Here is a 24752-nt window from a genome sequence, read left to right on the forward strand (position 1 = left end):
GTGAGTACGACGATCGACTCTGGGTCACCGGCGACCGACTCCGGGTCAGCGGCGACGCCCGGACAACCCGATGGCGCCCCGGGGCCGGATGTCGCGGCTCGAGGCCTCGTCGGGCGGCCGCTGGCCTTGTCTCCGTCCCGGGCGGCCGACTTCAAACAATGTCCGCTGCTCTACCGATACCGGGCCATCGACCGGTTCCCGGAGACACCCACTCCCGCGCAGACGCGGGGAACCGTGGTGCATGCCGCGTTGGAGCACCTGTTCGACATGCCTGCCGAACTGCGCACTCAGGAGTCGGCCGATCTGCTCGTGGAAGGTGCGTGGGCCGCGCTGTGCGAGGCCGACCCGATGCTGACCGCTGTCATCGGCGATGCCGGTACCGACCGTTTCGTCGCCGACGCCCAGAAGCTCATCGCGACGTACTACACGATGGAGAATCCGACAGCGTTCGACGCCGACGCCTGCGAAGAGCACGTGGAGATCGACGTCGACGATGTGCTGATGCGCGGGTTCATCGACCGCATCGATGTCGCACCGACGGGCGAGATCCGGGTCGTCGACTACAAGACCGGACGGTCGCCGGGCGAAGCCTACGAGGCGAAGGCGCTGTTCCAGATGAAGTTCTATGCGCTGGCGATCCTGCGTATCCGTGGCGTCGTCCCGGCGCGCCTGCAATTGATGTATCTGGCCGACGGTCAGCAGCTGACCTACACCCCCGATCGCGACGAGCTCGAACGGTTCGGCCGCACACTCAAGGCCATGTGGACCGCGATCCGGGCGGCGGTCGCGACCGGCGACTTCCGGCCGCGGCGGTCACGGATGTGCGGGATGTGCGAGCACAAGGCGCGGTGCCCGGAGTTCGGTGGTGAGATCCCGCCGTACCCCGGACCGCCTGCGGGCTTCGCCGGCTGAGCCGATGGTGGGCCGACACCGGCCGACTATGACGGTAGGCATAAGGTGCGGTCATGGAGTCCTGCTACTACGTGCCCATCGATCGCCCGAGCTCCGAAGCTGACGCCGGGTACGAGTACTTTCAGCCGACAGAAGCCACCCAGAGTGTCTGGGCGGCGACGATGCAGCACGGTGGTCCGCCGTCGGGCCTGATGATGCGCGCGTTGCTGCACTGCGATCCCGGGCCGGCCCAGCGATTCACCCGGGTGACGACCGAGATCCTCGGTCCGATCGGGCTGGGTGTGAACCGGATCCGGGCGGAGGTCGTCCGGCCGGGGCGACAGATCAGCTTGGTCACCGCCGAGTTGGAGGTCCAGCAGGCCGACGGGTCCTTCCGGCCGGTCGCGCGTACCCACGGATGGCGGCTACGCACCGCGGACACCACGACGATCGTGGAGGAACCGGAGCCGCTGTCCCCCACCCCGGCTGAACTGTCGCCCGTGCGCGGTGTGACCGGTGACCAGAACCTCGGCGTTGATTGGGGCACAGTCGGTTTCATCGGATCCATCGAGTGCGCATCGCTTGCCGGCCGCGTCGGGGACACCCCGGCCGTGTGGGTGCGGCCGGCGATCGGACTCGTCGGTGACGAACCGATCTCCGATCTGGAGTCCATCTTCAGTGTCATCGACATCGCAAACGGTCTCGGCACCCGCCTGCGCACCGACGAGTGGACGTGGATGAACACCGACACGACAGTGCACCTGACGCGCATCCCCACCGGCCCGTGGGTCGGCATCGACGCCGACATGGTGCAGGGCCCCGACGGGTTCGGGGCCACCTTCGGCGACCTGTTCGACACGAGCGGATTCATCGGGCGCTCGGCGCAGACGGTGCTGCTCGTCGAGCGCTGACCGTGCCCGGACGGCGCGAGACGGGTCAGAAGCGGCAGGAGCGGATGTCGGTGGCGAGGATGGCTTTCGCGCCGAGTTCGGACAGTTCGTCCATGAGGTTCTGGTGCTCTTTGCGCGGCACCATCGCCCGCACGGCGACCCAGTCGGGGTCGGCCATCGGTGCGACCGTCGGCGACTCCAACCCGGGTGTGAGCTTCGACGCCTCCGCGAGAAGTGTGCGCGGGCAGTCGTAGTCGATCATCACGTACTGCTGCCCGAAGACGACGCCCTGTACCCGGGCGATGAACTGCCGGGCGGCCTTGGTCTGTTCCACCCCGGCCTGCGAGATGAGCACGCCCTCCGAGTCGCACAGGGAGTCACCGAAGGCGGTGAGACCGTGGGCGCGCAGGGTTCGCCCCGACCCGACGACGTCGGCGATCGCGTCGGCGACGCCGAGCTGGATGGAGATCTCGACCGCGCCGTCGAGACGGATGATGGTCGCCTCGATTCCGTGGGCGGCGAGATCGTCGCGGACCAGGTTCGGGTACGACGTGGCGATCACCTTGCCGGCCAACGCTTCCACCGACCAGGTCTGGTCGGCAGGCGCGGCGTAGCGGAACGTCGACGAGCCGAATCCCATGGAGAGCTGTTCGTCGACCGACGCACCCGAGTCGCGCGCCAGATCGCGGCCGGTGATGCCCAGGTCGAGTGTTCCCGCGCCCACGTAGATCGCGATGTCCTTGGGCCGCAGGAAGAAGAACTCGACGTCGTTGCTGTTGTCCAGGACGGTGAGATCTTTGGCGTCGGTACGTTTTCGGTAGCCGGCCTCGGCGAGGACGGCGGCCGCGGATTCGGAGAGTGCCCCTTTGTTGGGCACGGCCACACGCAGCATGTCTGTTCCTTCTGGAGTTCGTGGTCGGGTCGGTGAGTTGATGTCCGGTCCGGTGACGCGTGGTCGACCGGTCACAGATGTCGGTAGACGTCCTCCAGCGACAGTCCCCGTTTGATCATCATCACCTGCAGCCAGTACAGGAGCTGCGAGATCTCCTCGCCGAGTGATTCGTCGGACTCGTGTTCGGCGGCCAACCAGACCTCGCCGGCCTCTTCGATGATCTTCTTCCCGAGCGTGTGGACCCCGGAGTCGAGGGCGGCAACCGTACCGCTACCGGCCGGTCTGCTCTGCGCCTTGTCGCTCAGCTCGGCGAACAGCTCCTCGAATGTCTTCACGGTCCTTCATCCTTGCATGTCACGACCCGTCGGACGATGAGCGGGGTGCTGTCCCGTCCACGCGTCGACGAGGTCGTCCGCCGTGAGGTCGACGAGTGATTCCCGGAAGCTGCGCAGGCTGCCGCCCGGCACCGCAGCCGCGGACGGCACCACCAGGGTCGGGCATCCCGCCGCCGTCGCCGCAGCGGTGCCGGCCGGCGAATCCTCGACCGCCAGGCACTGGTCGGGACGGAGGCCCAGAAGTGCCGCGGCACGTAGGTACAGGTCGGGTTCGGGTTTGCCCGCGGCGACCTCATCGCCGCAGACGGTCGCGGTGAACCTGTGCGGTCCGAGGGTTTCGAGTGCGATGTCAGTGAGTTCACGCACGGTGTTGGTGACCAACACCATCGGCAGCGCGGAGCTGCGGACCAGTTCGAGGGCATCCTGCGCCCCGGGCCGCCAGGGCAGACCCGCACCGAACAGGCCTGCCACGTGGTCGAGAAGCCACCGCTCGTCGCCGGGCCGGTCCTGCGACTCTGGGCCGATCCCGGCCGCCGCATAGACCTTGCTCATCGCGTCGGGCAGCGAGTTCCCCAGGGTGGACTCCCGGAGTGCGGGGGACATCACGATGCCGTGCCGCAGGGCGAGGTCTTCCATCGCGATGTCCCACAGGGGCTCGGAGTCGAGCAGGGTGCCGTCCATGTCCCAGAGCACGGCGGCCGGACCGGTCAGCGCTGGTTCGGACGCGGGACGGGTGGAGGGTTTGCCGTGGGTGGATGGGTCGCTCACCCCTGCATCATCGCACTCGAAGGCCTCGAACCCGGCGCCCCGGCTGTCACACAGCGGTGAGCGGGAAGCTGAGTGCGGCGAGCAGCAGAGCCAGCAGGAACCACGCGGCTCCCTGCCAGATCGGCCAGGTGCCACCTCGTCGGTAGACGCGGTAGCCGATCACCAATGCCCCGACGCCGCCGAGCAGGAACACGGCGGGTGGGCCGCTCGCCCAGACGACGCTCTCCCGGCCCACCGACAGATACAGCGCGACCATCACGGCGGCGACCGCAAGCACCCCGACGACGTAGAACGCCGCCCGACGGAACGCACCGGGGTCATCCCAGCGCTTCTCGACGTCGCGTTGCCGCACGCGGCGGTCCAGGCCGCGTTCTGGTTCGGATGGGCCCTCGGTCATGGGCCTCGGGTACCCCTGGCCTGTCAGGGCGAAACGGTCGTGCCCGGCGCGCCGGAGATGGTGCGCTCGGTGATCTCGTCGGCGGGATAGAACAACTCGATGGTCAGCTCGTCGAGGGTGATGTCCCGGGGCGAGCCGAATGTGGTGAGTGTGGTGAAGAACGACAGTACGGAGTCGCCGGCCCGAACGGAGAACGGCACGAGCAGGTCCGGCCCGCTCCCCTGATTCCTCTGGCCGGTCCGACTGTCGAGACCGACAACCGTCGGGTACCGGGCAACCTCCCGTTCGAGTTCGGCCAGTCGTGGATCACCGGTCACCCGAACCAGACGACGAAGTGTGATGAGCAGATAGGTGGCCCAGGTGTCGAAGTCGACGGTGATCGAAGCGAATCCGTCGGGGTGCAAGGATGCGCGGAACAGGTTGAACGGCGGCCCCGTGAGATGTGGCGGCAGGAACGCTGCGAGCGCGAGAGCGGCGTCGTTGGCCAACACCACATTCCACGTGCGGTCGAGGGCAAGTCCCGGATACGGGTTGTGCGCGTCCAGAACTCGTTGCACGGATGCGCGAACGTGGGTCATCGTCGACGAGTCGAGGGGTTCCTCGGAGTAGCGCGGCGCATGTCCGGCGGCGAGCAGTAGGGCATTTCGCTCCCGTAGTGGGATGTCGAGTCTTTCCGAGAGGGCCTCGAGCAGGGACGGACTGGGCGTGGACTTGCCGGTTTCGACGAAGCTGAGATGCTTGGGTGAGACCCCGACGTCGTAGGCCAGATCCAGCTGACTGATCGATCGATGCGATCGCCAGTCTCGCAACATCGTGCCCACTCCCGTCATGTCCGTGATCGTAGGCAGCAATCGGGACGAAATCGATTACCTCGCAGGTAGTGGAGTTGCGGATCGCCACCGGACACGATGAGTTGCATGAGAACCATGGAAAGTCCGTCCGTGATCGTCTCGCCGGCGATGGCCGTCCCCGGCCGTCACTACCGTCGATTGGTGGAAGAGTTCGCCCGTCACGGATGGCGTGCCGACGTCGTGCCGCGACGCGGCATGGAACCCGACGCGTCGCCGGCGTCACGCGCCCTCGATTGGGGCTACACAGATGAGGCGGGCGACCTCGCAGCCGCCATCGCGGAGATCCGCCTCGTCGAACCGTCCACGCCGGTGCTCGTTGTCGGGCACAGCCTCGGTGCGCAGTTGGCGGCGATGCTCACCGACGGGCCGGCGGAGTCGAGACCCGATGGTGTCGTGTCGGTTGCGGGCTCGGTGCCGTGGTTTCGGCTCTATTCGCGCGACGCGCTGCCGGTGCTGGCGGTCGCGCTCTTGGTGGGTCCCGTCACCGCGGTCGTGGGACATTGGCCTGCAGCAGGTTTCGGCGGGCCGGGACCGCGCACACTGATGCGGGAGTGGGCGCGGATGGTTCGTCGGGGACGTGCCCCCTTCGCGACACACGCCGGCGCTGACGTGCCGCTGCTGGCGGTGCGTCTGGCGGGCGATCGGCTGGTGACCGCGCCGGCGGCCGAACTCTACGAGAGTAGGTTCCTCCCCCGGCGCCGCACTATCTGGAACTACACCGCCGACGACGTCCCGGAGGGAGGGTCGCTGGATCATGTCCGGTGGGTGAAGACGCCTGCCGCGGTTGCGGACCGAGTCGTCCAGTGGTGGGCCGGACAGTGTGCAGAATCAGGGTCCGGTCCGGCCGTGGCGAGCGGTTCCGGCTCAGGCGAAGAGTTCGGCACCGCCGCATCCTCGATGTGACGGCGAGATCACCTCGCCTGACTCACTGCTCGTGCTGAATCCGCTCGCGGGTCCGTTCCGCGGTGGACAGACCCCACCTGCTCGTCGACACGATCCCCACGACGACGAGGCCCACGCCGCAGGCGGCCATCAGGAGCCACGCCGGATGCGATGCGTCAGGCAGGTCCGCTGCCACGGATCCGCCGATCCCCGCGAAGGCGATGGCCCCGAACAACGCGACGCCGAGGGAGATGCCGACCTGCCGACTGGTGGAGGCGATGGCCGAGGCGACTCCCGCCTGCGACCGTGGCATCCCGGAGACCGCTGCATTGGTGATCGGTGCGTTGACCAACCCCATTCCGATGCCGAGGAACAGGTAGGCGACTCCGAGATACCACATGCTGGTGGCGTGCCCGACCTGGGTGAGCATCAACCCGCTGAGCAGCACCATGACTCCCGCACCCACCATCGGAAAGCGTGCGCCGCGGTCGCCGACCAGTCGCCCCGACAACGGCGAGAAGACCGCGTTCGCGACCGCCATCGGCAGGGTCATCAGACCCGCCTGCAGCGGGGTCAGGCCTCGCGCCTGTTGCAGGTAGAGGGTGTTGAGGAAGAGAAATCCGCCCATGGCGCTGAAGGCGAGGATCGCCCCGACGACCGAGCTGCTGAAAGGCGCACTACGAAAGAACCGAAGGTCGAGAAGCGGTTCGCGGCGGCGTGATTCGACGAGGATCAACCCCATCAGTGCCAGGGCGGCGATTGCGAACGCTCCTGCGACAGGCACCGACGACCAGCCCAGAGTGCGGCCTTCGATGATGCCGTAGGTGAGGGTCGCGAGAAAGGTCAGGATCAGGAGCTGGCCGACCGGGTCGGGCCGACGGGCATGTGCCGCTCGCGATTCCGGGACAAGGAGTGCGGTGAGGGTGATGGCCGCGAGGCAGACCGGGACGTTGAGCCAGAAGATCGCCTCCCACCCGATGCCGTCGACGAGTGCCCCACCGACGAGCGGACCCAGTGCCATGCTGACGCCGATCGCAGTTCCCCACAAGCCGATTGCGCGTGCCCGTGCCTTGGGCTCGGTGAAGACGTTGGTGATGATCGACATCGCCACCGGGTTCATCATCGCTCCACCGATGGCCTGCACCATCCGTGCGCCGATCAGCATCTCCGGCGACACGGCCAGGGAGCAGAGGACGGAACCGATGCCGAACACAGTGAGGCCCACCTGGAATACCCGTCGGCGCCCGAGGCGATCACCCAGCGAACCGCCGAGCATCAGCAGGCTGGCGAGTACCAACGTGAATGCGTCGACCACCCACTGCAGTTGCGACGGTGTCGCGCCGAGGTCCGACCCGATCGACGGAATCGCGACGTTGACGCCGGATGTGTCGATCCCGACGATGAACAGACTCAGGCAGCAGGTTGCGAGGATCGCCATCCGGCGCCGGGGTCCGAGTGTGGTGATGTCGGATGCGGGCTGGGCGGCGCGAGAACTCCTCATGCGTCGGCCGATTCGCGCAGCAGATCCAGCAAGCGGCCGAGGTCGCGGCGTTGGGCATCGTCGAGCACGGCGAACATGTCGGGCGCCACGGTCGGGTCGGTGACCACGGAATCAACGACCGTGCGTCCGTGGGCCGTGATCGCGACGACCCTGAAGCGCCGATCGTCGGGATGCGGCTCGCGGGTCACCAGGCCCCGCTCGACCAGATCGTTGACGATGACGCTGGTCGCCGGTGCGTCGATTCCCAGTCGGCGCGCGAGATCCGTCTGGGTGAGACTGCGGGTGGCGACGCGACGCAACGCCCGAAACCGGCTGAACGGCATATCGATCCGAGCGTCGATGCGAGCACGGGATTCGACTGCGTGGTCGCGCACCAGGCTGTTCATCGCGAACCACAGTTCGGTCCCCGACGGCGACGCGGTCAGGTCTGATGTGTCCCGCTCAGCCGACGACTCGGTTGTAGACATACAATGATTGTAGAACTACAAGTTGTTTCGGCCAATACCCTGCTGTCAGCGTGGGTAGGTGATGATGGTCTCGCCAGTGCGCAGGTTGCGCCAGGTAATGGTTCGGTCGGTGTGCATGGTCGGCACCCAACCGCCATCATGCTTGCGGTGGTGATCGGGCCGGCAGAGCGGTGCGAAGTTGAACGGCACGCTCCAGCCGCCGGCCAGCGGGTCGGCATGGTTGAACTTCACCAGGTGGTCGAGTTCGCACTCGTGAGAGGGCCTGCTGCAGTACGGGTAGCGGCAGCGCCGATCGAGGTAGGTGATCTCGGCACGTAGCCGGTCGGGTGGTCGGTAGATGAGCGCGCCGGGTGGTGGGATGTCGAATCCGCCGTGTCCGGTGGGGTCGATGGGTGGCGCCAAGGCGCGGTCGCCGACGACGGTCAGTCGGCTGGCCGGCTTCGGGGTGGACAGGGTGGGGACGGTGATGATCTTCGCCTGTTGCGCCAGGTCGGCCGCGTGCGCTGGATCGATGGCCCCGTAGCCCTGCAGCCGGGTGGGTTCGATGCCGGCGGGGTCATGCAGGAGGGTCCAGGCGGGCAGCGGTTTGGTGTGGCCGGTGTCGTCAGTTGCGTTGTTGCCGGCCTCGGTCGGGTCGACATCGGCAGTGCTGTCGACAGTGGTGGTGTCGGCGGCGGGCTCGCTGTTGGTCTCGGATACGTCGTGGTTGTCGGTGGCATCAGCGGCGTCGGCGGGCGCATTGATGAACGAGCTGCTCGACTGGCCGTGGTCCTCGCCCTCGTCCTCGTCGTTGTCGTTGTCGTTGCTCGGATCGGCCTCGTGGTCGGACGTGTCGGTGGTGTTTGCGGCCGTGGCCGAGGGGCGGTCGTCACCCTGGTCGCCATTGTTCGCCGACGAACTGTTCGCGTCCGTGTCCGCGTCAGTGCTGGGGGCCGCTGTCCGTTTACCGCGCTTGGTGCGGGTTTGTCCTGCGGTGCAGGTGTCCTCGCCGCATTCACACGCCAGGCTGGCGCCGGGGATGCCGACGATCTCGCCGAAAGCGAGGATGCGCTGTCGGCCGAGGGTGCGCGGGTCGCTTTTACACACTCGTGCCGCGACGAGCTTGGTGATGCGGTCACGCAGATGCACGCCGTGCTCGGCAGGCATGCACGCATCGAGGTTCATGTGCCCGCCGGCCTCGTTGCTGAAGGTGATGTTCTCGAACGCTTCGGCAATCGCATCCCGCGACTCGGCCGCACCGTCCGGATCCAGGCTGATCACCGCATCGGCCAGATCATCACGCAGGCCGGCGTCGGTGGACGCCCGATTCCCCAACTCCAACGCGAGGTCCTCGAAACTGACCGGCCCATCAGCTTCGGGTTGCGGTTCTGGCTGCACCTCGGCATCCGGATCGGTGTCGTCGGCCTCGTCGAGGAGGTCGTCGAGGGTCGGGTCGGTCGGCTCGTCAGCCGCATCGTCGGCGTCGGTGTCGGTGTCGGGGAGTTGGTCGCGCAGGTCGCCTTTGGGGGCGATGTCGGCGGCGTGCACCATCACCGACATGCGGTGGGTGCTGAACTCACCGGCCAGATAGGCCATCCGAATCTTCGGATACTCCTGCAGCGACGCGCCGAGCGAGTACCATTCGCCGGCTTTGGTTTTGTTGATCCGTAATGCCAGGGAGACCTCGCCGACCGCGGTGTTGCGGGCGGTTTGGCCGAAGATCATGCGGTGGCGGCCATCGGCACCGAACAGTCGCTCGTTGTACGCGCTTTCGCCGATGTGGTAGGCCATCAGCAAGGCGCGTGCTTCGGCTTGCCGACTCAACCGCAACGCATCCCGCGCGAACGCCCCCAACCCCTCAGCACCCACCGACGACAACAGGTTGTCGTCGGCTGCGGGGTCGGTGTAGGTGAACACGCCAGGCCTTTCACGAGTGGGAACTGATGGGCGGGAACGAAACTGATGTCAGAGTATCGGGTGGGTCTGACAAGTTTGGCGGGTCGGCGGCGGCCTGTGGATAACGTAGAGTCTGCCCTTTTCGATTGCGCTCAGGATATCGGTTGGGTGTGACAATCTCTGTGGTGCAGTAGGTTTGCTGGTTCCGGAGGTCTCGATTACGTCCTCGCCTAGCGGCTCGGACTACTCGACCAACGAGAAGGGCGGTTCAGCGGGATCGGTGTAGGTGAACACGCCAGACCCTTCGTGAGTGGGAGATACTGTGCGGGAATGGGACTGATGTCAGAATATCGGGTTGGTCTGACAATTTCTGTTACTGATCCGGAGCCTGTGGATAGTGGTTCTGCTGCGGTTTCTGGTTGGTTCAGAATACCGGTCGGGTGTGACAAGTTCAGTGGTGCAGTAGGTTTGCTGGTTCCGGAGGTCTCGATACGTCCTCGCCTAGCGGCTCGGACCACTCGACCAACGGGTGGGGGACGGCTCAGGCTACTCGACCAACGAAGGAGGGCAGCTCGAACTACCCGACCACCGGATGAAGGTGCCGCTCGACGTCCGGCCTACCCGGAGCGGTCGGTGAACGGCCACCCTCGGTGCTCCAGACCTGAGGACGGTATCCGGCTCAGGTGTTGAAGTACTTGGCCTCAGGGTGATGCAGCACGAAGGCGTCGGTGGACTGCTCGGGATGCAGCTGCAGCTCCTCGGACAGCTCGACGCCGATGCGCTCCGGCTCCAGGAGATCGATCATCTTCGACCGGTCCTCCAGGTCCGGGCAGGCACCATAGCCGAACGAGAATCGGGCGCCCCGGTACTCGAGGTCGAAGAACCCCTGGGCGTCATCGGGATCGTCACCGGCGAAAGACTTTCCGCCAACGGTCAGTTCTGCACGGACACGCTGATGCCAGTACTCGGCGAGAGCTTCGGTCAGTTGCACACCGATGCCGTGGACCTCGAGATAGTCGCGGTAGGCGTCCTCCGCGAAGAGTTTGTTCGCGAAGTCGGCGATGGGCTGACCCATGGTCACCAGCTGGAACGGCAACACATCGACCAGGCCCGCCTTCTCGCACTCCTCGCGTGACCGGATGAAGTCGGCCACGCACAGGAACCGCGGACGCTGCTGGCGCGGGAACGTGAAGCTGTGGCGCACATCGGCATCGGGCCGGGCTTCGCTCAGCACGTGGACAGTGTCGCCATCGCTCACCGCCGGGAAGTATCCGTACACGACCGCCGCGTGCTGCAGGATGTTCTCGGTCGACAACCGATCGATCCAGTAGCGCAGACGTGGCCGCCCCTCGGTCTCGACGAGCTCCTCATAGGAGGGCCCCTCTCCCCCGCGGACACCGCGAAGACCCCACTGCCCCAGGAACAACGCGCGTTCGTCGAGCAACTGCAGGTAGTCGGCGACCGGTACGCCCTTGATGATCTTCGTGCCCCAGAACGGCGGCTCGGGGATCTCGTTGTCGGCGGCCACATCTGACCGGGCCGGGACCTCGACGGGAGTCTCCTGCGCCTTGCGCTTCTCGGCGATCCGCTTCGACCGCTCGTGGCGCGCCTTGCGCTCGTCGGCCTTCTTCCTGGCCGCGAGTGCCTCTGGGCTGTCCGGGTCGGGGCCCTCGCCCCGCTTGGTCGCCATGATCTCGTCCATCAAGCGCAGGCCTTCGAAAGCGTCACGCGCATAATGCACATCGCCCTCGTAGATGTCCGCCAGATCGTTCTCGACATATGTGCGGGTGAGAGCAGCACCACCGAGGAGGACCGGATAGCTGTCGGCGACGCCGCGCCCGTTGATCTCCTCGAGGTTCTCTTTCATCACCACGGTCGACTTCACCAGCAGCCCGGACATACCGATCACGTCGGCCCGCTTGTCCGCTGCCGCCTCGAGGATGGTGTTGATCGGCTGCTTGATTCCGAGGTTGACCACCTCGTAGCCGTTGTTGGACAGGATGATGTCGACGAGGTTCTTGCCGATGTCGTGCACGTCGCCCTTGACGGTGGCCAGCACGATGCGGCCCTTGCCGTCCTCGCCGGTCGACTCCATGTGCGGTTCGAGATGTGCGACAGCGGTTTTCATCACCTCGGCGGACTGCAACACGAACGGAAGCTGCATCTGGCCCGACCCGAACAGCTCGCCGACGGTCTTCATACCGGCCAGCAAGGTTTCGTTGATGATCTGCAACGGGGGCCGCTGCGTCATCGCCTCGTCGAGGTCGTCTTCGAGCCCGTTGCGCTCGCCGTCGACGATGCGACGCTCGAGCCGTTCGAACAGTGGAAGTCGAGCCAACTCTGCGGCGCGCGATTCCCGCGCGGATGCCGCCGAGACTCCCTCGAACAACTCCATGAGCTTCTGCAGCGGGTCGTAGCCCTCGGCACGCCGGTCGTAGACCAGGTCCAGCGCAACCTCGCGCTGCTCCTCGGGAATTCGCGCCATCGGAAGGATCTTCGAGGCGTGCACGATCGCGGTGTCGAGGCCGACCTGTACACACTCGTGCAGGAACACCGAGTTCAGGACCTGCCGCGCCGCCGGGTTGAGACCGAACGAGATGTTCGAGATGCCCAGTGTGAAGTGGACATCCGGATGCGCCTCGTGCAGTCGACGGATCGCCTCGATGGTCTCGATGCCGTCGCGACGAACCTCTTCCTGTCCCGTGGAGATCGGGAAGGTGAGGGCGTCGATGATGATGTCTTCCTCGGCGAGGCCCCATGTGCCGGTGATGTCGGCGATCAGCCTCTCGGCGATACGCACCTTCCAGTCGGCGGTGCGCGCCTGCCCTTCCTCATCGATGGTCAGTGCCACCACGGCGGCGCCGTGCTCGACGACCAGTTCCATGATGCGGGTGAACCGGGAGTCCGGGCCGTCACCGTCCTCGTAATTCACCGAGTTGACCGCGCAACGTCCCCCGAGCGCTTCGAGGCCGGCACGAATGACGTCTGGCTCGGTGGAGTCGAGCATGATCGGCAGTGTCGACGAGGTGGCGAACCGGCTTGCCAGCGCGGTCATGTCGACAGCACCGTCACGGCCGACATAGTCGACGTTGAGGTCGAGCATGTGGGCGCCGTCGCGCGTCTGGTCTTTCGCGATGTCGAGGCACTTCTGGTAGTCCTCGGCGATCATCGCCTCACGGAATGCCTTGGACCCGTTGGTGTTCGTGCGCTCCCCGATCACCAGGAAGCTGGCGTCCTGATCGAACGGCACCGCCGTGTAGAGCGACGACGTCTCCGAGATGTGGTCGGGTCGCCGCTGCGCCGGCGTGACCTCCGCGACCCGCTCGGCGACCTGCCGAATGTGTTCCGGTGTGGTGCCACAGCATCCGCCGACGAAGTCGAGACCGAAGTCTGTGACGAAGTCACCCAACGCGACGGCCAGCTCGTCGGGCCGGAGCGGGTATTCGGCACCGTTCGGCCCCAGTACGGGCAGACCCGCGTTCGGCATCACCGATACCGGAATCCGGGCATGCTTCGAGAGGTAACGCAGGTGTTCGCTCATCTCGGCGGGACCCGTGGCGCAGTTGAGGCCGATCAGGTCCACGCCGAGCGGCTCGATCGCCGCGAGCGCCGCACCGATCTCGGAGCCGAGCAGCATCGTGCCGGTCGTCTCGACGGTCACGTGGCTGATGATCGGGATGTGGCGACCGAGGTGGGCCATCGCGCGCCGCGCGGCGACGATGGCGGCCTTCACCTGCAGCAGGTCCTGGGAGGTCTCCACCAGGATCGCGTCCGCGCCGCCGTCGAGCATCCCGGCAACGCACTCGAAGTAGGCGTCCCGGATGACCTCGAACGTCGTGTGTCCCAAGCTGGGCAGCTTGGTTCCCGGGCCGATGGATCCCAGGACGAAGCGTGCCGTGCCGTCGCTGGACGGGCCCATCTCGTCGGCCACGCCGCGCGCGATCCCGGTGCCCTTGTACGCGAGCTCGCGGATACGGTCGGCGATGTCGTAGTCACCCAGGTTCGACAGGTTGCAGCCGAACGTGTTGGTCTCGACCGCATCGGCGCCCGCCTCGAAGTACGCGCGGTGGATGTCGGCGAGCACGTCGGGGCGCGTGTCATTGAGGATCTCGTTGCAGCCCTCGAGATTGTTGAAGTCGTCGAGGGTCAGATCGGCCGCCTGCAGCATCGTGCCCATCGCCCCGTCGCCGATCAGCACACGACGCGACATGGCGGTGAGAAATGTCGTGTCGTAGTCGGCCGGGCGCGGTGCGGGCTCCCGATCGTCCGGATCGGTGATGGGCGTCGACATGGTTGACAGCGTAGTTCGCTCTCTCTCGGGGTTCGGTCGTAGGCTGGTTCAGTGAACGCTGAGCAGAGGTCGAACCTTCCCCGCCTGCGCAGGCCCATTTTGTTGGCCGCGTTCGAGGGTTGGAACGACGCCGGGGACGCGGCCAGCAGCGCCATCGAACACCTGGCACTGACCTGGGATGCCGTCGCTCTGACGGACATCGACTCCGACGACTACTACGACTTCCAGGTCAACCGCCCGATCGTCAAGCAGATCGACGGTGTCACCCGGCGGATCGACTGGCCGACCACGTCCATCTCGTACTGCACTCCCCACGGTGCGGACCGTGACATCGTACTCGTTCGCGGTATCGAGCCGAACATGCGTTGGCGCGGGTTCTGTGCGGAGATCGTGGACCTCGCGAAGGACCTCGAGGTGGAGACGACGGTGATGCTCGGTGCGCTGCTCGCGGACACTCCGCACACGCGTCCGGTCCCGGTGACCGGCGCCGCGTACAGCAGCGAATCGGCGGCCCGGTTCAACCTCGCCGAGAGCCGGTACGAGGGTCCGACGGGCATCACCGGTGTACTGCAGGACCTGTTCGTCCAGGCGGGGCTGCCGGCGGTGTCGTTCTGGGCGGCGGTCCCCCACTACGTGTCGACCCCACCGAACCCGAAGGCGACCGTCGCGCTACTCAACAGAGTGGAGGAGGTCCTCGACATCGAGGTACCGCTCGCCACCCTGCCGGAGCAGGCCGAAGAATGGGAACAGGCGGTCACCGAGATGACCGAGGACGATGAGGAGATCGCCGAGTACGTCCGCGGACTCGAAGAGCGTGGGGATGCCGAGATCGACGCCGACGATGTGATGGCCAAGATCGACGGCGACGCGCTGGCCGCGGAGTTCGAGCGGTACCTGAAGCGCCGCGGGCCGGGCGGCCAGGGGCGCGGGCAGGGATCGTTCGGGTGACTGATTCGGGGGTGTCGGAGCGGGGTCTCGATACGCTGCTCGGCTAGCGCCTCGCAGCTACTCGACCAGCGGAAAGGAGCCGCTCGGCTAGCGGAGAAAGCTGCTCAACCAGCGGAAAAGGGCTGCTCAACCAGCCGATAAAGCGTGCGCGCCCAGCGGAGAAGAGCTGGTCGACCCGCTCAGCCGATGCGTTCGATCGAGACCACCGGTGTGGTGATGCGCCACGTCCGGACATCGGGGTCGTCTGCGGCACGGACCCAGAACTGGGCTGATTCACCGACACGGCACGACTTCACACCCAGCAACGGGATGTCCTCGGAATCGCGCCGCAACCTGCTCACCGCCCACTCCTCGTTGTCGGTGCCCCCGACGCCGGGAGCCCGGAGCAGGGTCATCTCGCTGAAGTCCAGCAGGTAGGTCGAAGTTCGGGTCACCACCGTCCATACGCCGTCGGTCGTCTCGGGTGCGATCTCCTGCGTGCGTGCCACGGGAGAACCTTACTAGGTGAGCTCGACACCCAGCAGCGCGTCCACCGCCCGAGCGAGGTCGCTCGGCGCCTGCGCCGAGTGACCGATTCCCAACTCCACGTCGCTACACCAAGCGTCGACTGCAGCAAGCGCTTTCGGGGTGTCGAGGTCGTCGGCGAGATGCTGGCGCAGTCGGGCGATGGTGGGGGCCGAGTCCGGGCCCGCGGTCGCGGTGACCGCCGAACGCCACCGACGCAGACGCTCGCGGCCCTCGTCGAGCACCGCATCCGACCACATGCGATCGGCTCGATAGTGCTCCGACAGCAGTGCCAACCGGACGGCGGCGGGATCGACTCCGTCGTTGCGGAGTCGCGACACGAAAACGAGATTGCCGCGGCTCTTCGACATCTTCTCACCGTCGAGCCCCACCATCCCGGTGTGGACGTAGTGCCGGGCGAACCGTCGGGAGTCGGTCAAGGCCTCGCCGTGGGCGGCCGAGAACTCGTGATGCGGGAAGATCAGATCGTTGCCGCCGCCCTGGATGTCGAACTCGACACCCAACCGGTTCAGCGCGATCGCCGAGCACTCGATGTGCCACCCCGGCCGCCCCGCGCCGTGCGGCGACTCCCATGACGGCTCGCCGGGCCGGGCGGCCCGCCACAGCAGCGCGTCGAGAGGGTCCCGCTTGCCCGGTCGATCCGGGTCACCGCCGCGCTCGGCGAAGAACCGATCCATGGTGGCGCGGTCGTATCCCGATTCGTAGCCGAACTGTTCGGTCGCATCGATGCGGAAGTAGACGTCCGGGTACTCGGCGTCGTCGACCACGTACGCCGCACCTGATGCCAGCAGCTTCCCGACGACCTCGATGACCTCGGCGATCGATTCGACGGCACCGATGTAGTCGCGGGGCGGCAGAACGCGCAGCGCCGTCATGTCGTCGCGGAACAACTGCGTCTCCCGTGCCCCGAGCTCACGCCAATCGATACCGTCGCGATCCGCACGCTCGAACAGCGGGTCGTCGACATCGGTCACGTTCTGCACGTAGTACACGTCATGGCCGAGGTCACGGAGCACCCGGTTCACCAGATCGAACGTCACGTAGGTGGCCGCATGGCCGAGGTGCGTCGCGTCGTAGGGCGTGATCCCGCAGACGTACATCGTGGCGGTCGGGCCGGGACTGACGGGACGGACCTGCGCGTCGGAGGTGTCGTAGAGGCGAAGTGCCGGCCCGGAACCCGGAATGGTCGGGAGGGCGGGGTCAGGCCAAGACTGCATGCATCCACTGTATTGGCCGCCCGGATCGGCCCGACACCGAACCCGCGCCGCTCAGAACGGCGGCCACGGAATCGGGCGGTGACCGGGCGGGAGCGGCATCGTCGTCCGCTCGGCCAGTTCGGCCGCCCGCTCGGTCAGCGCGACGATCTCGGAGTCGGTGATGTGCTCGGCGAGCTCGTCGGTGAGCGGATGGTCGGCCGTCGTGAGGTGATCGACGAGTTCGGCGAGGTCGGCGACCAGGTGGCCGGGAATCGCCTCACCCGCCCATCCCCAGAGCACGGTCCGCAGCTTGTCGTCACGGTGCAGACAGATCCCGTGATCGACCCCGTAGACCCCGCCGTCGAGGGCTTCGAGTACGTGACCGCCCTTGCGGTCCGCGTTGTTCAACACGACATCCAGCACGGCCATGCGCTGCAACCGTGGATCGTCGGCGTGCACCAGCACGACCGGCTCGCCGAATGCGTCGAGGGCCTTCAGGATCGCGCGGTAGCCGACCGGCACGGTGTCGGCCGGGCACAGATCCACGAGGTCGACCTTGGGGGTGGGCAACTCGGTGGCGGCGTCGTGACGTGCCGAGGGTTCGTCGTTCTCGACGGTCGACACCCAGCGTTGCACCATGCCCCGCCCGAGCGGGCCGTCGCGGTGCACCGTCGTCGGGATCACCGACCACCCCAGCGCCTCGGAGATCAGATACGAGGCCACCTCACGGCCGGCCAGGGTGCCGTCCGGGAAGTCCCACAGGGGGACCTCGCCGCGTTCCGGCTTGTACACGCATCGGACTTCGGCGCCGTCGAGCACGGCATCGCAGACGAGAGTGGCGTTGCTCGCCGACGGGATACGTCCCAGGACGACCAGTTCGCCGTCGCGGAGCGGATCGACGCCGGGTTCGGAGACCTCGCCCGAGGGTGCGGTCGCGGGGTCGCGCCCCGCGCCGGTCTCCGGGATGGACGGTTCGCCGACGGTCACATCACTCCTGCGGGGCCGACCCGGGGTCGGTGTCGTCGTCGGGGTCGGACTCGAGGTAGTCGGTTTCGTCCTGCATCGACAGGTTCCGGAACACCTCGGGGTCGACGAAGTCCAACGACTTGGACAGCTCGGCGTCCCTCTTGTAACCGTTGGTCCGCACGCACAGGTGGCCGTCGGGATCGAGCGGCTCGTGGCAGAGCGGGCACGGCTGCCGGCCCGCGGAGATGACCCGCGAGGATCGGGCTGCGAACTCGCGCGCCGCTTCGGTGCTCAGGAACACCCGAACCGCATCCGGGCCCTCGTCGGTGTCGTCGAGGACGACGCTCTCGTCGAACTCGCCTTCGGTGACGGCCAGCAGTTCCACCACCACGGCCTCGGACTCGGCGTCCCACCCCAGTCCCATCGTGCCGACCCGGAACTCGGCGTCCACCGGCATCACCAGCGGACTGAGGTCACCGACCCGCTCCACCTCGGGCGGTATCGGCGTGCCGAAACGGCGGTGGATCTCGTCGAGCAGCGCACCGATCCGGTCGGCGAGGATCGCGACCTGTTGCTTCTCCAGCAGCACACTGATGATCCGGGTCTCGTGTACGGCCTGGAGGTAGAACGTCCGGTCCCCCGGCTGACCGATCGTGCCGGCGACGAACCGGTCCGGACTCCGGAACACGTGAATCGCGCGAGACATCACACCTCCTTGAACGTCTCGTCCATTATCCGCGCGCCAGCGGGGTCGCGGCAGCGTTGGCGCCTCGATCGCGGCCGTCGAGCCCGGCCGACCCGCCGACGACGGCATCGTCGCCGTCGGTTGCGGCCGCGGACCTGTCCGCGCCGGCGGCCCCGTCTCCGGGTCGTGGCGGCGGCGGCACCGACAAAACCGCGGTCGAGTTGACGGTGTGCACATACGGGCGGGTCGCGCTGTATCGGATGACGCTGAGCGAGGCGGGTTCGACGACGATGCGCTGAAACGAGTCCAGGTGCATCCCCATGGCGTCGGCGATCACCGCCTTGATGACGTCGCCGTGTGAGCATGCGATCCACACACCACTGCCGTCGTCACCACCGTAACGCCGATCGAGCTCACGCACCGCGGCCACCGCCCGCGCCTGGACTCCGGCCAGTCCCTCCCCGTCCGGGAACACCGCTGCCGATGGCTGTTGCTGCACGGTCTTCCACAGCGGCTCGGTGACCAGTTCCTTCAGCGGCCGATTCGTCCAGGATCCGTAGTCGACCTCGGCCAGATCGTCGACGACCAACTCCGGGACCTCGCGCTGCGGGTCCGAACCCAAGGTCGCCAGCAGCGGCGCCACCGTCTGGGCGCATCGCTGCAACGGCGATCGCGCGACCGCGGCGATGTGGGAGATGCATCCGCCGAGACGGTCGACGAGGGCGTCGGCCTGTTCCCGGCCCTTCTCGTCGAGCGAGACGCCGGGGGTTCTGCCGGCGAGAACACCCGAGGTGTTGGCCGTCGAACGCCCGTGTCGCACCAATATCACGGTCATGTCTCAACCATAGGCGCCGTGATCGACGGGCACGGTGCCGCCGCGTCACGTCGCGCTGATCACACCCGCCGACAGCAGTCCGATCACCGTGAGGCCCAAAATCACTCGGTAGGCGCCGAACCAGTTCATCGAGTGATCACTGACGAACCGGAGCAGCCAGGCGATGGAGGCGTAGCCGATCACGAACGCGACCAGCGTCGCGACCATCAGCTGAGGCCCGGTTGCCTGCATGCCCTCGCCGCTCGGGTCGAAGGCGTCGGGCAGGCTGAACAGGCCGGAAGCGGTGACCGCGGGGATCGCCAGCAGGAACGAGAAGCGGAACGCAGCCTCACGCTCGAGGCCCAGGAAGAGGCCTGCGCTGGCGGTCGCTCCGGAGCGCGACACACCGGGGATCAACGCCAGACACTGCGCCAAACCCATCAGCACACCGTCCCGCAGCGTCAGTTCCTGCATGGACCGCTGTTGGCGCGCGTACCGCTCGGCCAGCCAGAACACCCCGGCGAACACGATCAGCATGATCGCCACCAGCCAGAGGTTGCGACCCACGGTGCGGATCTCGTCCTTGAACAGGAAACCCAGGAGTCCGATCGGGATCGTCGCGAAGATCACATACCACCCGATGCGGTAGTCGAGTCCGCGCTCGTCCCGATTGCGCAGGCCACGAAACCACGCCATGACGATCCGGGCGATGTCGCGCGCGAAGTACACGAGCACGGCTGCCTCGGTGCCGAGCTGGCTGACCGCGGTGAACGACGCACCCGCGTCCTCGCCGAACATCAACTCCGACGCGATGCGCAGATGACCGGACGACGAGATCGGCAGGAACTCGGTCACACCCTGCAGGGCGCCGAGGACGATCGACTGGGTCCACGTCATGGTGTCGCTCACGGCCGCAGATGCTACGGGAACCGGCGGCCCGCACCGCGCGACGAGAACACGGCCGCCGCCGGTGTCGCGGACAATTCCGGCTCTCCCCGACCGCCACCCCCGTCGTCTGGGTCGGTGAGGGTGTCGCAAGATGGTGGCATGCACGTGCCGAGACCGCAGCGCCCCATCGGATCATCGCCGCAGGTGCATCGACCTCGTGCCGTTGTCGCGATCGCAGGTGTGGTCGCCGTGACCGCCGTGCTCTCGGCGTGCGGGACGGCGGACGACTCCACCACACCCGATGTGCCCACTGTCACACCGGCGACCGCGCCCGCCGCACTGCCCGGACCGGCCGCGCAGCCCGCGGGCCTCGTGGTCCCGACCGCTCCCGAGAGCCGGGCGATGGTCGTCGGCGATGGCACCGTCGCGGTGCTCGACGCAGCCGGCACCAGCGTGCTGCGGTACACCACAGCCGATCCCGGCGCGGAACCGCAGGTATCGGAGACCCCGGAGCTGACCCAGATCGTCTCCGCCGACGACGGCGAGTTCGTCGGGGTGGGGCCAGGATCCGTCGCCCGGATCGGGCGCGACGGCACGGTCGAGACAGCCGCGTTGGATGTCGACGACCCGACCGCTCTGGCCCGCACGGCATCCGGCGACCTTCTGGTGGGAACCGCGGACGGTCGGGTTCTCGTCGTCGACGACGAACTCGCCGGCTCCGACGACGAGCTCGTGCCCGGGCAGGTGATCGACGGGTTCGTCCGTGTCGACGACATCACGGTGTCGCCGCCGGACGCGGACCTGCCGGAGGAGCAGGTGGTGGTTCTCGACCGCGCACAGTCATCGGTCACCCCCGTCACCGTGTCCGACGGCGACCTGGGTCCGGCATTGCGCGCCGGCAACGGCGCCACCAATGCCGCGGTCGATCGCTTCGGCCGGGTACTCGTCGCGAACACCCGTGACGACGAGATCGTCGGGTTCTTCGGATCTCCGCTGGTCATGCGGTTCCGCTATCCGGTACCCGGCGGCCCGTACGCCGTAGACTACGACGACGAACGCAACCTGATGTGGGTGTCGACGACGGCGAACAACGAGGTGGTGGCCTATGACCTGTCCGGTGGCGAGCCCGTGGAGAAGCGACGGGTGCCGACGGTGGCACAGCCGGACAGCATCGCGGTCGACGACGCGTCCGGCACGCTGTACGTGCTGTCCGAGCGCGGCGGGCTCCAGGTCATCGGCGTGGGTGGGTGACCATGTCGCGTGAGGCGAAAGTCGGGTCGCGGCATCCCCGCGGGTGGGAGGTGACCACCGACGAGCACGAGTGCGTGCTGCTCACGCTGCCGCCGGACGTCACCCGGGTGACCGCCTCCATGCGGCTGTCCATCGAGGCGGAGTTCGGCGGGTGGGAGCTCAAACGGGTCCGCCGCTACTCGGACGGAACCCGAAAGGTGTTGCTCCGCCGTCGGAAGCCACCGCGGTCACGAGAGGCACAGGCCGCCGACCGACCCACCCGGGCCTCCTTCGACCGAGCCGGATATCCCGACACCGACGCGACGGCATGCTGACAAGAGTCAACCGGGCGCTGTATCCGCTGCTGCTGCGGGCGATGTTCCTGCTGTCGCCGGAACGGGTGCACGGCCTCGCACATGGCCTGATCGGATTCACCGGCCGTACCCCGGGTCTGCGTCACCTGGCTGCGAAGCTCCTCACCGCGCACGACCCGCTGCTCCATCAACGACTGTTCGGCGTCGACTTCCCGGCCCCACTCGGCCTGGCCGCCGGGTTCGACAAATCCGCATCAGCGGTGAACGCCTGGGGCCAACTGGGTTTCGGCTATGCCGAGATCGGCACCATCACCGGTCAACCCCAGCCGGGCAACCCGGCCCCGCGTCTGTTCCGGCTGCCCGCCGATCACGCCCTCGTCAATCGGATGGGGTTCAACAACCCCGGCGCCTCCCAGGCCGCGAGCAACCTCGCCGCCGCGAGACCGGGGCCCGTGCGGATCCCGATCGGCGCCAACATCGGCAAGACCAAGGCGGTCGCCGTGGACGACGCCGTCGACGATTACCGTTTCAGCGCACGCAGCTTGGGCCCGTTGGCCGACTTCGTCGTCGTCAACGTCAGTTCGCCCAACACACCGGGACTGCGCGACCTGCAGGCGGTGGACGCGCTCCGACCGATCCTGCAGGCCGTGCTCGACGAGGTCACCGTCCCGGTGCTCGTCAAGATCGCACCCGACCTCGCCGACGAGGACATCGACGCTGTCGCCGACCTCGCGGTGGAACTGGGGCTGGCGGGCATCGTCGCCACCAACACCACCATCGGTCGCGACGGCCTGCACACCCCATCCGACGAGGTCGCCGCGCTCGGAGCGGGTGGACTGTCCGGACCGCCGCTGGCCGACCGCTCCCTCGCCGTGTTGCGGCGCCTGTACGGCCGCGTCGGCGGGCAGGTGGCACTGGTGAGCTCCGGTGGGATCGAGAACGCCGATCAGGCGTGGGAACGAATCCGGGCCGGTGCCGACCTGCTGCAGGGCTATACCGCGTTCATCTACAAAGGTCCGTTGTGGGCCAAGGAGATCCACGAGGGTATCGCCGATCGCCTCCGCGCCGGAGGGTATGCGTCGCTGGCCGACGCGGTCGGCACCGGTACATGACGGGGGTCGGCCGGCACCGCTGCCGACCGACCCCGGGACACTGGCTCAGACGTCCTCCGACGGCTGCTCATAGGTGCCGACGAGTATGGCCCGCGCGATCGCGTGGGAGAACAGATTGAACCCGAGGTAGGCCGGGGTCGCGCCGTCGGGCAGTCCCAGCGATTCGACGTCGACCGCGTGGACCACGACGTAATAGCGGTGTGGTCCGTGCCCGGGAGGCGGTGCGGCACCGACGAACCGCTTCATCGATGCGTCGCCTGTCAGCGCCACCGCGCCGTCCGGCAAACCGCTGCCGGACTCGTCGCCTGCGCCTTCGGCAAGCGACGTCACCGAAACCGGGATGTCGGCCACCGCCCAGTGCCAGAAGCCGGAGGCCGTCGGGGCGTCCGGATCGTAGACGGTGACCGCGAAACTCTTTGTTTCCGAGGGAAACCCGGACCAGCTCAGTTGTGGCGAGAGGTCCTCGCCGCCGGCACCCATCACTCCGCTGACCTGCTGATTGCGCAGCGGCCCACCGTCGGTCACACTCTCCGACGTCAGGGTGAAGCTCGGCAACTTCGGCAGCGTCTCATACGGATTGAACGACATGAATCACCTTTCTCGCGGAACGTGAACTACTCAATGGGGCAACTCGTCACCTGGTGCTCACGATCAACTGTGCATCAGGAAGTGCTCGAAAACCTTGGTTCCGAAGACCACCGCATCCACCGGCACCCGCTCGTCGACGCCGTGGAAGAGCGCCGCGAAATCGAGTTCCGGCGGCAATTGGAGCGGCGCGAATCCGAAGCATCGGATCCCCAGTTTGGCGAAGGCTTTCGCATCGGTTCCACCGGAGAGCATGTAGGGCACCGTCTTGCCCTGGGGGTCGTGGGCGAGGATTGCATCGTTCATCGCATCGACGAGGTGACCATCGAAGGTCGTCTCGTAGGAGTCGAGGTGGGTGATCCACTCCCGGGTGACGTTCGGCCCGAGCAGCTCGTCGATCTCCTTCTCGAAGGCTTCCTGGCGCCCCGGCAGCACCCGACAGTCCACGACGGCCTCGGCCTTCTGCGGGATGACGTTGGCCTTGTAGCCCGCCTTCAGCATCGTGGGGTTCGCGGTGTCACGCAGCGTCGCACCGATGATGCGGGCGATGTTGCCGATCTTGAACAGCGTGGTGTCGAGATCGGGGGCGTCCGGCCGGAGGTCGAGCCCGGTCTCCTCCCCCACGGCCGCGAGGAACTCGCTCACCGATTCGGTCATCACGAGCGGGAACGTGTGACGACCGATCCGGGCCACGGCCTCGGCGACGTCGGTGACCGCGTTGTCGTCGTGGAGAAACGAACCGTGACCGGCCTTCGCATGGGCCGTCAGCCGCATCCACGACAGACCCTTCTCGGCTGTCTCCACAAGATACAGCCTGCGCTGTTCGCCGTCAGGGCGGTCCACCGTCAGGGAGAACCCGCCGACCTCGCCGACCGCCTCGGTGATCCCCTCGAACAGATCCGGGCGATTGTCCACCAGCCAGTGCGCGCCCCATTGGCCGCCGGCCTCCTCGTCGGCGGTGAACAGGAATACGAGTTCGCGCGGCGGCACCGTTCCGTCCCGTTTGAACTGCCGCGCGAGCGCCAGGGCCATCCCGACCATGTCCTTCATGTCGACTGCGCCGCGGCCCCAGATATAGCCATCGGATACCGACCCGGAGAACGGGTGCACACTCCAGTCGGCGGGTTCGGCGGGGACCACATCGAGGTGGCCGTGGATCAACAATGCGCCGCGATCGGAATCCGGCGGCCCGGCCAGGCGTGCGAACACGTTGCCGCGGCCCGGCCGCCCGGACTCGACGTACTGCGTCGTGTAGCCGACCTCCTCGAGTTGCTGCGCCACCCACTTGGCGCATTCCTCCTCGCCCTTCGTGGTCTCCGGCTCACCGGTGTTGGTGGTGTCGAATCGGATGAGACGGCTGACGATGTCGACCACTTCGTCGACCGCTGCGGTACCCGCACGCTGGGAAGTCACACCTCACTCCTACGGGATTTGGGATAGGTGGGCAAC

General features: G+C 67.2%; 24 protein-coding genes. 7 read left to right on the forward strand and 17 right to left on the reverse strand.

Translation table 11 applies throughout. From position 1 onward, the window contains the following. Together VZC37_RS08205 and VZC37_RS08210 are read left to right on the forward strand one after the other, a co-directional pair. Entirely contained in the window at positions 1–912 is a 912-nt protein-coding gene (locus tag VZC37_RS08205) for a RecB family exonuclease (RefSeq protein WP_431309360.1), read from the forward strand. Between the two features lie 53 nt (positions 913–965). Continuing rightward, positions 966–1802, forward strand: coding sequence for a thioesterase family protein (locus VZC37_RS08210; RefSeq protein WP_330431977.1), 837 nt, complete (start codon positions 966–968; stop codon positions 1800–1802). Between the two features lie 25 nt (positions 1803–1827). Here VZC37_RS08210 and hisG read toward each other — a convergent pair whose 3' ends face one another. The 5 genes from hisG to VZC37_RS08235 all read right to left on the reverse strand — a co-directional run bounded on the left by hisG (position 1828) and on the right by VZC37_RS08235 (position 5003). Beyond that, entirely contained in the window at positions 1828–2673 is an 846-nt protein-coding gene (hisG, locus tag VZC37_RS08215; protein ID WP_330431978.1) for an ATP phosphoribosyltransferase, read from the reverse strand. A 71-nt stretch (positions 2674–2744) separates the two neighbouring features. Then, entirely contained in the window at positions 2745–3008 is a 264-nt protein-coding gene (locus VZC37_RS08220; protein WP_330431979.1) for a phosphoribosyl-ATP diphosphatase, read from the reverse strand. Between the two features lie 6 nt (positions 3009–3014). After that, positions 3015–3719, reverse strand: a complete 705-nt coding sequence (locus tag VZC37_RS08225; protein WP_431309382.1) for an HAD family hydrolase — start codon at positions 3717–3719, stop codon at positions 3015–3017. Positions 3720–3822: 103 nt separating this feature from the next. Next, positions 3823–4173, reverse strand: a complete 351-nt coding sequence (locus VZC37_RS08230) for a hypothetical protein (protein WP_330431980.1) — start codon at positions 4171–4173, stop codon at positions 3823–3825. A gap of 23 nt (positions 4174–4196) precedes the next feature. Then, complete coding sequence (locus tag VZC37_RS08235) at positions 4197–5003, reverse strand: helix-turn-helix domain-containing protein (RefSeq protein ID WP_330431981.1); 807 nt, start codon at positions 5001–5003, stop codon at positions 4197–4199. A gap of 87 nt (positions 5004–5090) precedes the next feature. On the opposite strand from VZC37_RS08235, the gene VZC37_RS08240 reads away from it, so the two are divergent. Next, positions 5091–5927, forward strand: a complete 837-nt coding sequence (locus VZC37_RS08240; RefSeq protein ID WP_330431982.1) for an alpha/beta fold hydrolase — start codon at positions 5091–5093, stop codon at positions 5925–5927. A gap of 22 nt (positions 5928–5949) precedes the next feature. Here the strand turns inward: VZC37_RS08240 and VZC37_RS08245 are convergent, their stop codons facing one another. The 4 genes from VZC37_RS08245 to metH form a co-directional block, all read right to left on the reverse strand. Further along, on the reverse strand, positions 5950–7407 hold the full coding sequence (locus tag VZC37_RS08245) for an MFS transporter (protein WP_330431983.1): 1458 nt from the start codon (positions 7405–7407) through the stop codon (positions 5950–5952). Further along, a complete protein-coding gene (locus VZC37_RS08250; protein WP_330431984.1) occupies positions 7404–7874 on the reverse strand; it encodes a MarR family winged helix-turn-helix transcriptional regulator in 471 nt (156 codons plus the stop codon). Before VZC37_RS08250 ends, VZC37_RS08245 begins: the two co-directional genes overlap by 4 nt. A gap of 45 nt (positions 7875–7919) precedes the next feature. Continuing rightward, positions 7920–9770, reverse strand: a complete 1851-nt coding sequence (locus VZC37_RS08255) for an HNH endonuclease signature motif containing protein (RefSeq protein WP_330431985.1) — start codon at positions 9768–9770, stop codon at positions 7920–7922. A gap of 658 nt (positions 9771–10428) precedes the next feature. After that, positions 10429–14040 (reverse strand): methionine synthase, encoded by a 3612-nt coding sequence (gene metH / locus VZC37_RS08260; protein WP_330431986.1) that lies wholly within the window; start codon positions 14038–14040, stop codon positions 10429–10431. 51 nt (positions 14041–14091) lie between these two features. On the opposite strand from metH, the gene VZC37_RS08265 reads away from it, so the two are divergent. After that, positions 14092–14988, forward strand: coding sequence for a PAC2 family protein (locus VZC37_RS08265; RefSeq protein WP_330431987.1), 897 nt, complete (start codon positions 14092–14094; stop codon positions 14986–14988). A gap of 179 nt (positions 14989–15167) precedes the next feature. Here VZC37_RS08265 and VZC37_RS08270 read toward each other — a convergent pair whose 3' ends face one another. The 6 genes from VZC37_RS08270 to VZC37_RS08295 are packed head-to-tail and all read right to left on the reverse strand — an operon-like array spanning position 15168 to position 20083. After that, the gene (locus VZC37_RS08270; RefSeq protein WP_330431988.1) at positions 15168–15476 is read right to left on the reverse strand and encodes a hypothetical protein; all 309 of its coding nucleotides are present in this window, start codon (positions 15474–15476) and stop codon (positions 15168–15170) included. 12 nt (positions 15477–15488) lie between these two features. Further along, complete coding sequence (gene mshC, locus VZC37_RS08275; RefSeq protein WP_330431989.1) at positions 15489–16730, reverse strand: cysteine--1-D-myo-inosityl 2-amino-2-deoxy-alpha-D-glucopyranoside ligase; 1242 nt, start codon at positions 16728–16730, stop codon at positions 15489–15491. Positions 16731–16781: 51 nt separating this feature from the next. After that, positions 16782–17696 carry an SCO1664 family protein gene (locus tag VZC37_RS08280; protein WP_330431990.1) on the reverse strand — a complete coding sequence of 305 codons (915 nt, stop codon included), beginning with the start codon at positions 17694–17696 and terminating at the stop codon, positions 16782–16784. A gap of 1 nt (position 17697) precedes the next feature. Next, positions 17698–18381 (reverse strand): DUF3090 domain-containing protein, encoded by a 684-nt coding sequence (locus VZC37_RS08285; RefSeq protein ID WP_330431991.1) that lies wholly within the window; start codon positions 18379–18381, stop codon positions 17698–17700. Between the two features lie 25 nt (positions 18382–18406). Beyond that, entirely contained in the window at positions 18407–19195 is a 789-nt protein-coding gene (locus tag VZC37_RS08290; protein ID WP_330431992.1) for an MSMEG_4193 family putative phosphomutase, read from the reverse strand. A 45-nt stretch (positions 19196–19240) separates the two neighbouring features. After that, positions 19241–20083 (reverse strand): undecaprenyl-diphosphate phosphatase, encoded by an 843-nt coding sequence (locus tag VZC37_RS08295; RefSeq protein ID WP_330431993.1) that lies wholly within the window; start codon positions 20081–20083, stop codon positions 19241–19243. Positions 20084–20221: 138 nt separating this feature from the next. Between VZC37_RS08295 and VZC37_RS08300 the strand changes: the two genes are divergently transcribed. The 3 genes from VZC37_RS08300 to VZC37_RS08310 are packed head-to-tail and all read left to right on the forward strand — an operon-like array spanning position 20222 to position 22718. Continuing rightward, positions 20222–21313 carry a YncE family protein gene (locus VZC37_RS08300; protein WP_330431994.1) on the forward strand — a complete coding sequence of 364 codons (1092 nt, stop codon included), beginning with the start codon at positions 20222–20224 and terminating at the stop codon, positions 21311–21313. A 2-nt stretch (positions 21314–21315) separates the two neighbouring features. After that, positions 21316–21627 (forward strand): DUF5703 family protein, encoded by a 312-nt coding sequence (locus VZC37_RS08305; protein WP_330431995.1) that lies wholly within the window; start codon positions 21316–21318, stop codon positions 21625–21627. Then, on the forward strand, positions 21621–22718 hold the full coding sequence (locus VZC37_RS08310) for a quinone-dependent dihydroorotate dehydrogenase (RefSeq protein WP_330431996.1): 1098 nt from the start codon (positions 21621–21623) through the stop codon (positions 22716–22718). The genes VZC37_RS08305 and VZC37_RS08310 overlap by 7 nt, the downstream gene beginning before the upstream one ends. A gap of 45 nt (positions 22719–22763) precedes the next feature. Here VZC37_RS08310 and VZC37_RS08315 read toward each other — a convergent pair whose 3' ends face one another. After that, positions 22764–23306, reverse strand: a complete 543-nt coding sequence (locus VZC37_RS08315; protein ID WP_330431997.1) for a YbhB/YbcL family Raf kinase inhibitor-like protein — start codon at positions 23304–23306, stop codon at positions 22764–22766. 63 nt (positions 23307–23369) lie between these two features. After that, a complete protein-coding gene (locus VZC37_RS08320; protein WP_330431998.1) occupies positions 23370–24716 on the reverse strand; it encodes a M20/M25/M40 family metallo-hydrolase in 1347 nt (448 codons plus the stop codon). Between the last annotated feature and the right edge of the window lie 36 nt (positions 24717–24752).

It is taken from the genome of Gordonia sesuvii (assembly GCF_036350415.1).
Taxonomy (GTDB): domain Bacteria; phylum Actinomycetota; class Actinomycetes; order Mycobacteriales; family Mycobacteriaceae; genus Gordonia; species Gordonia sesuvii.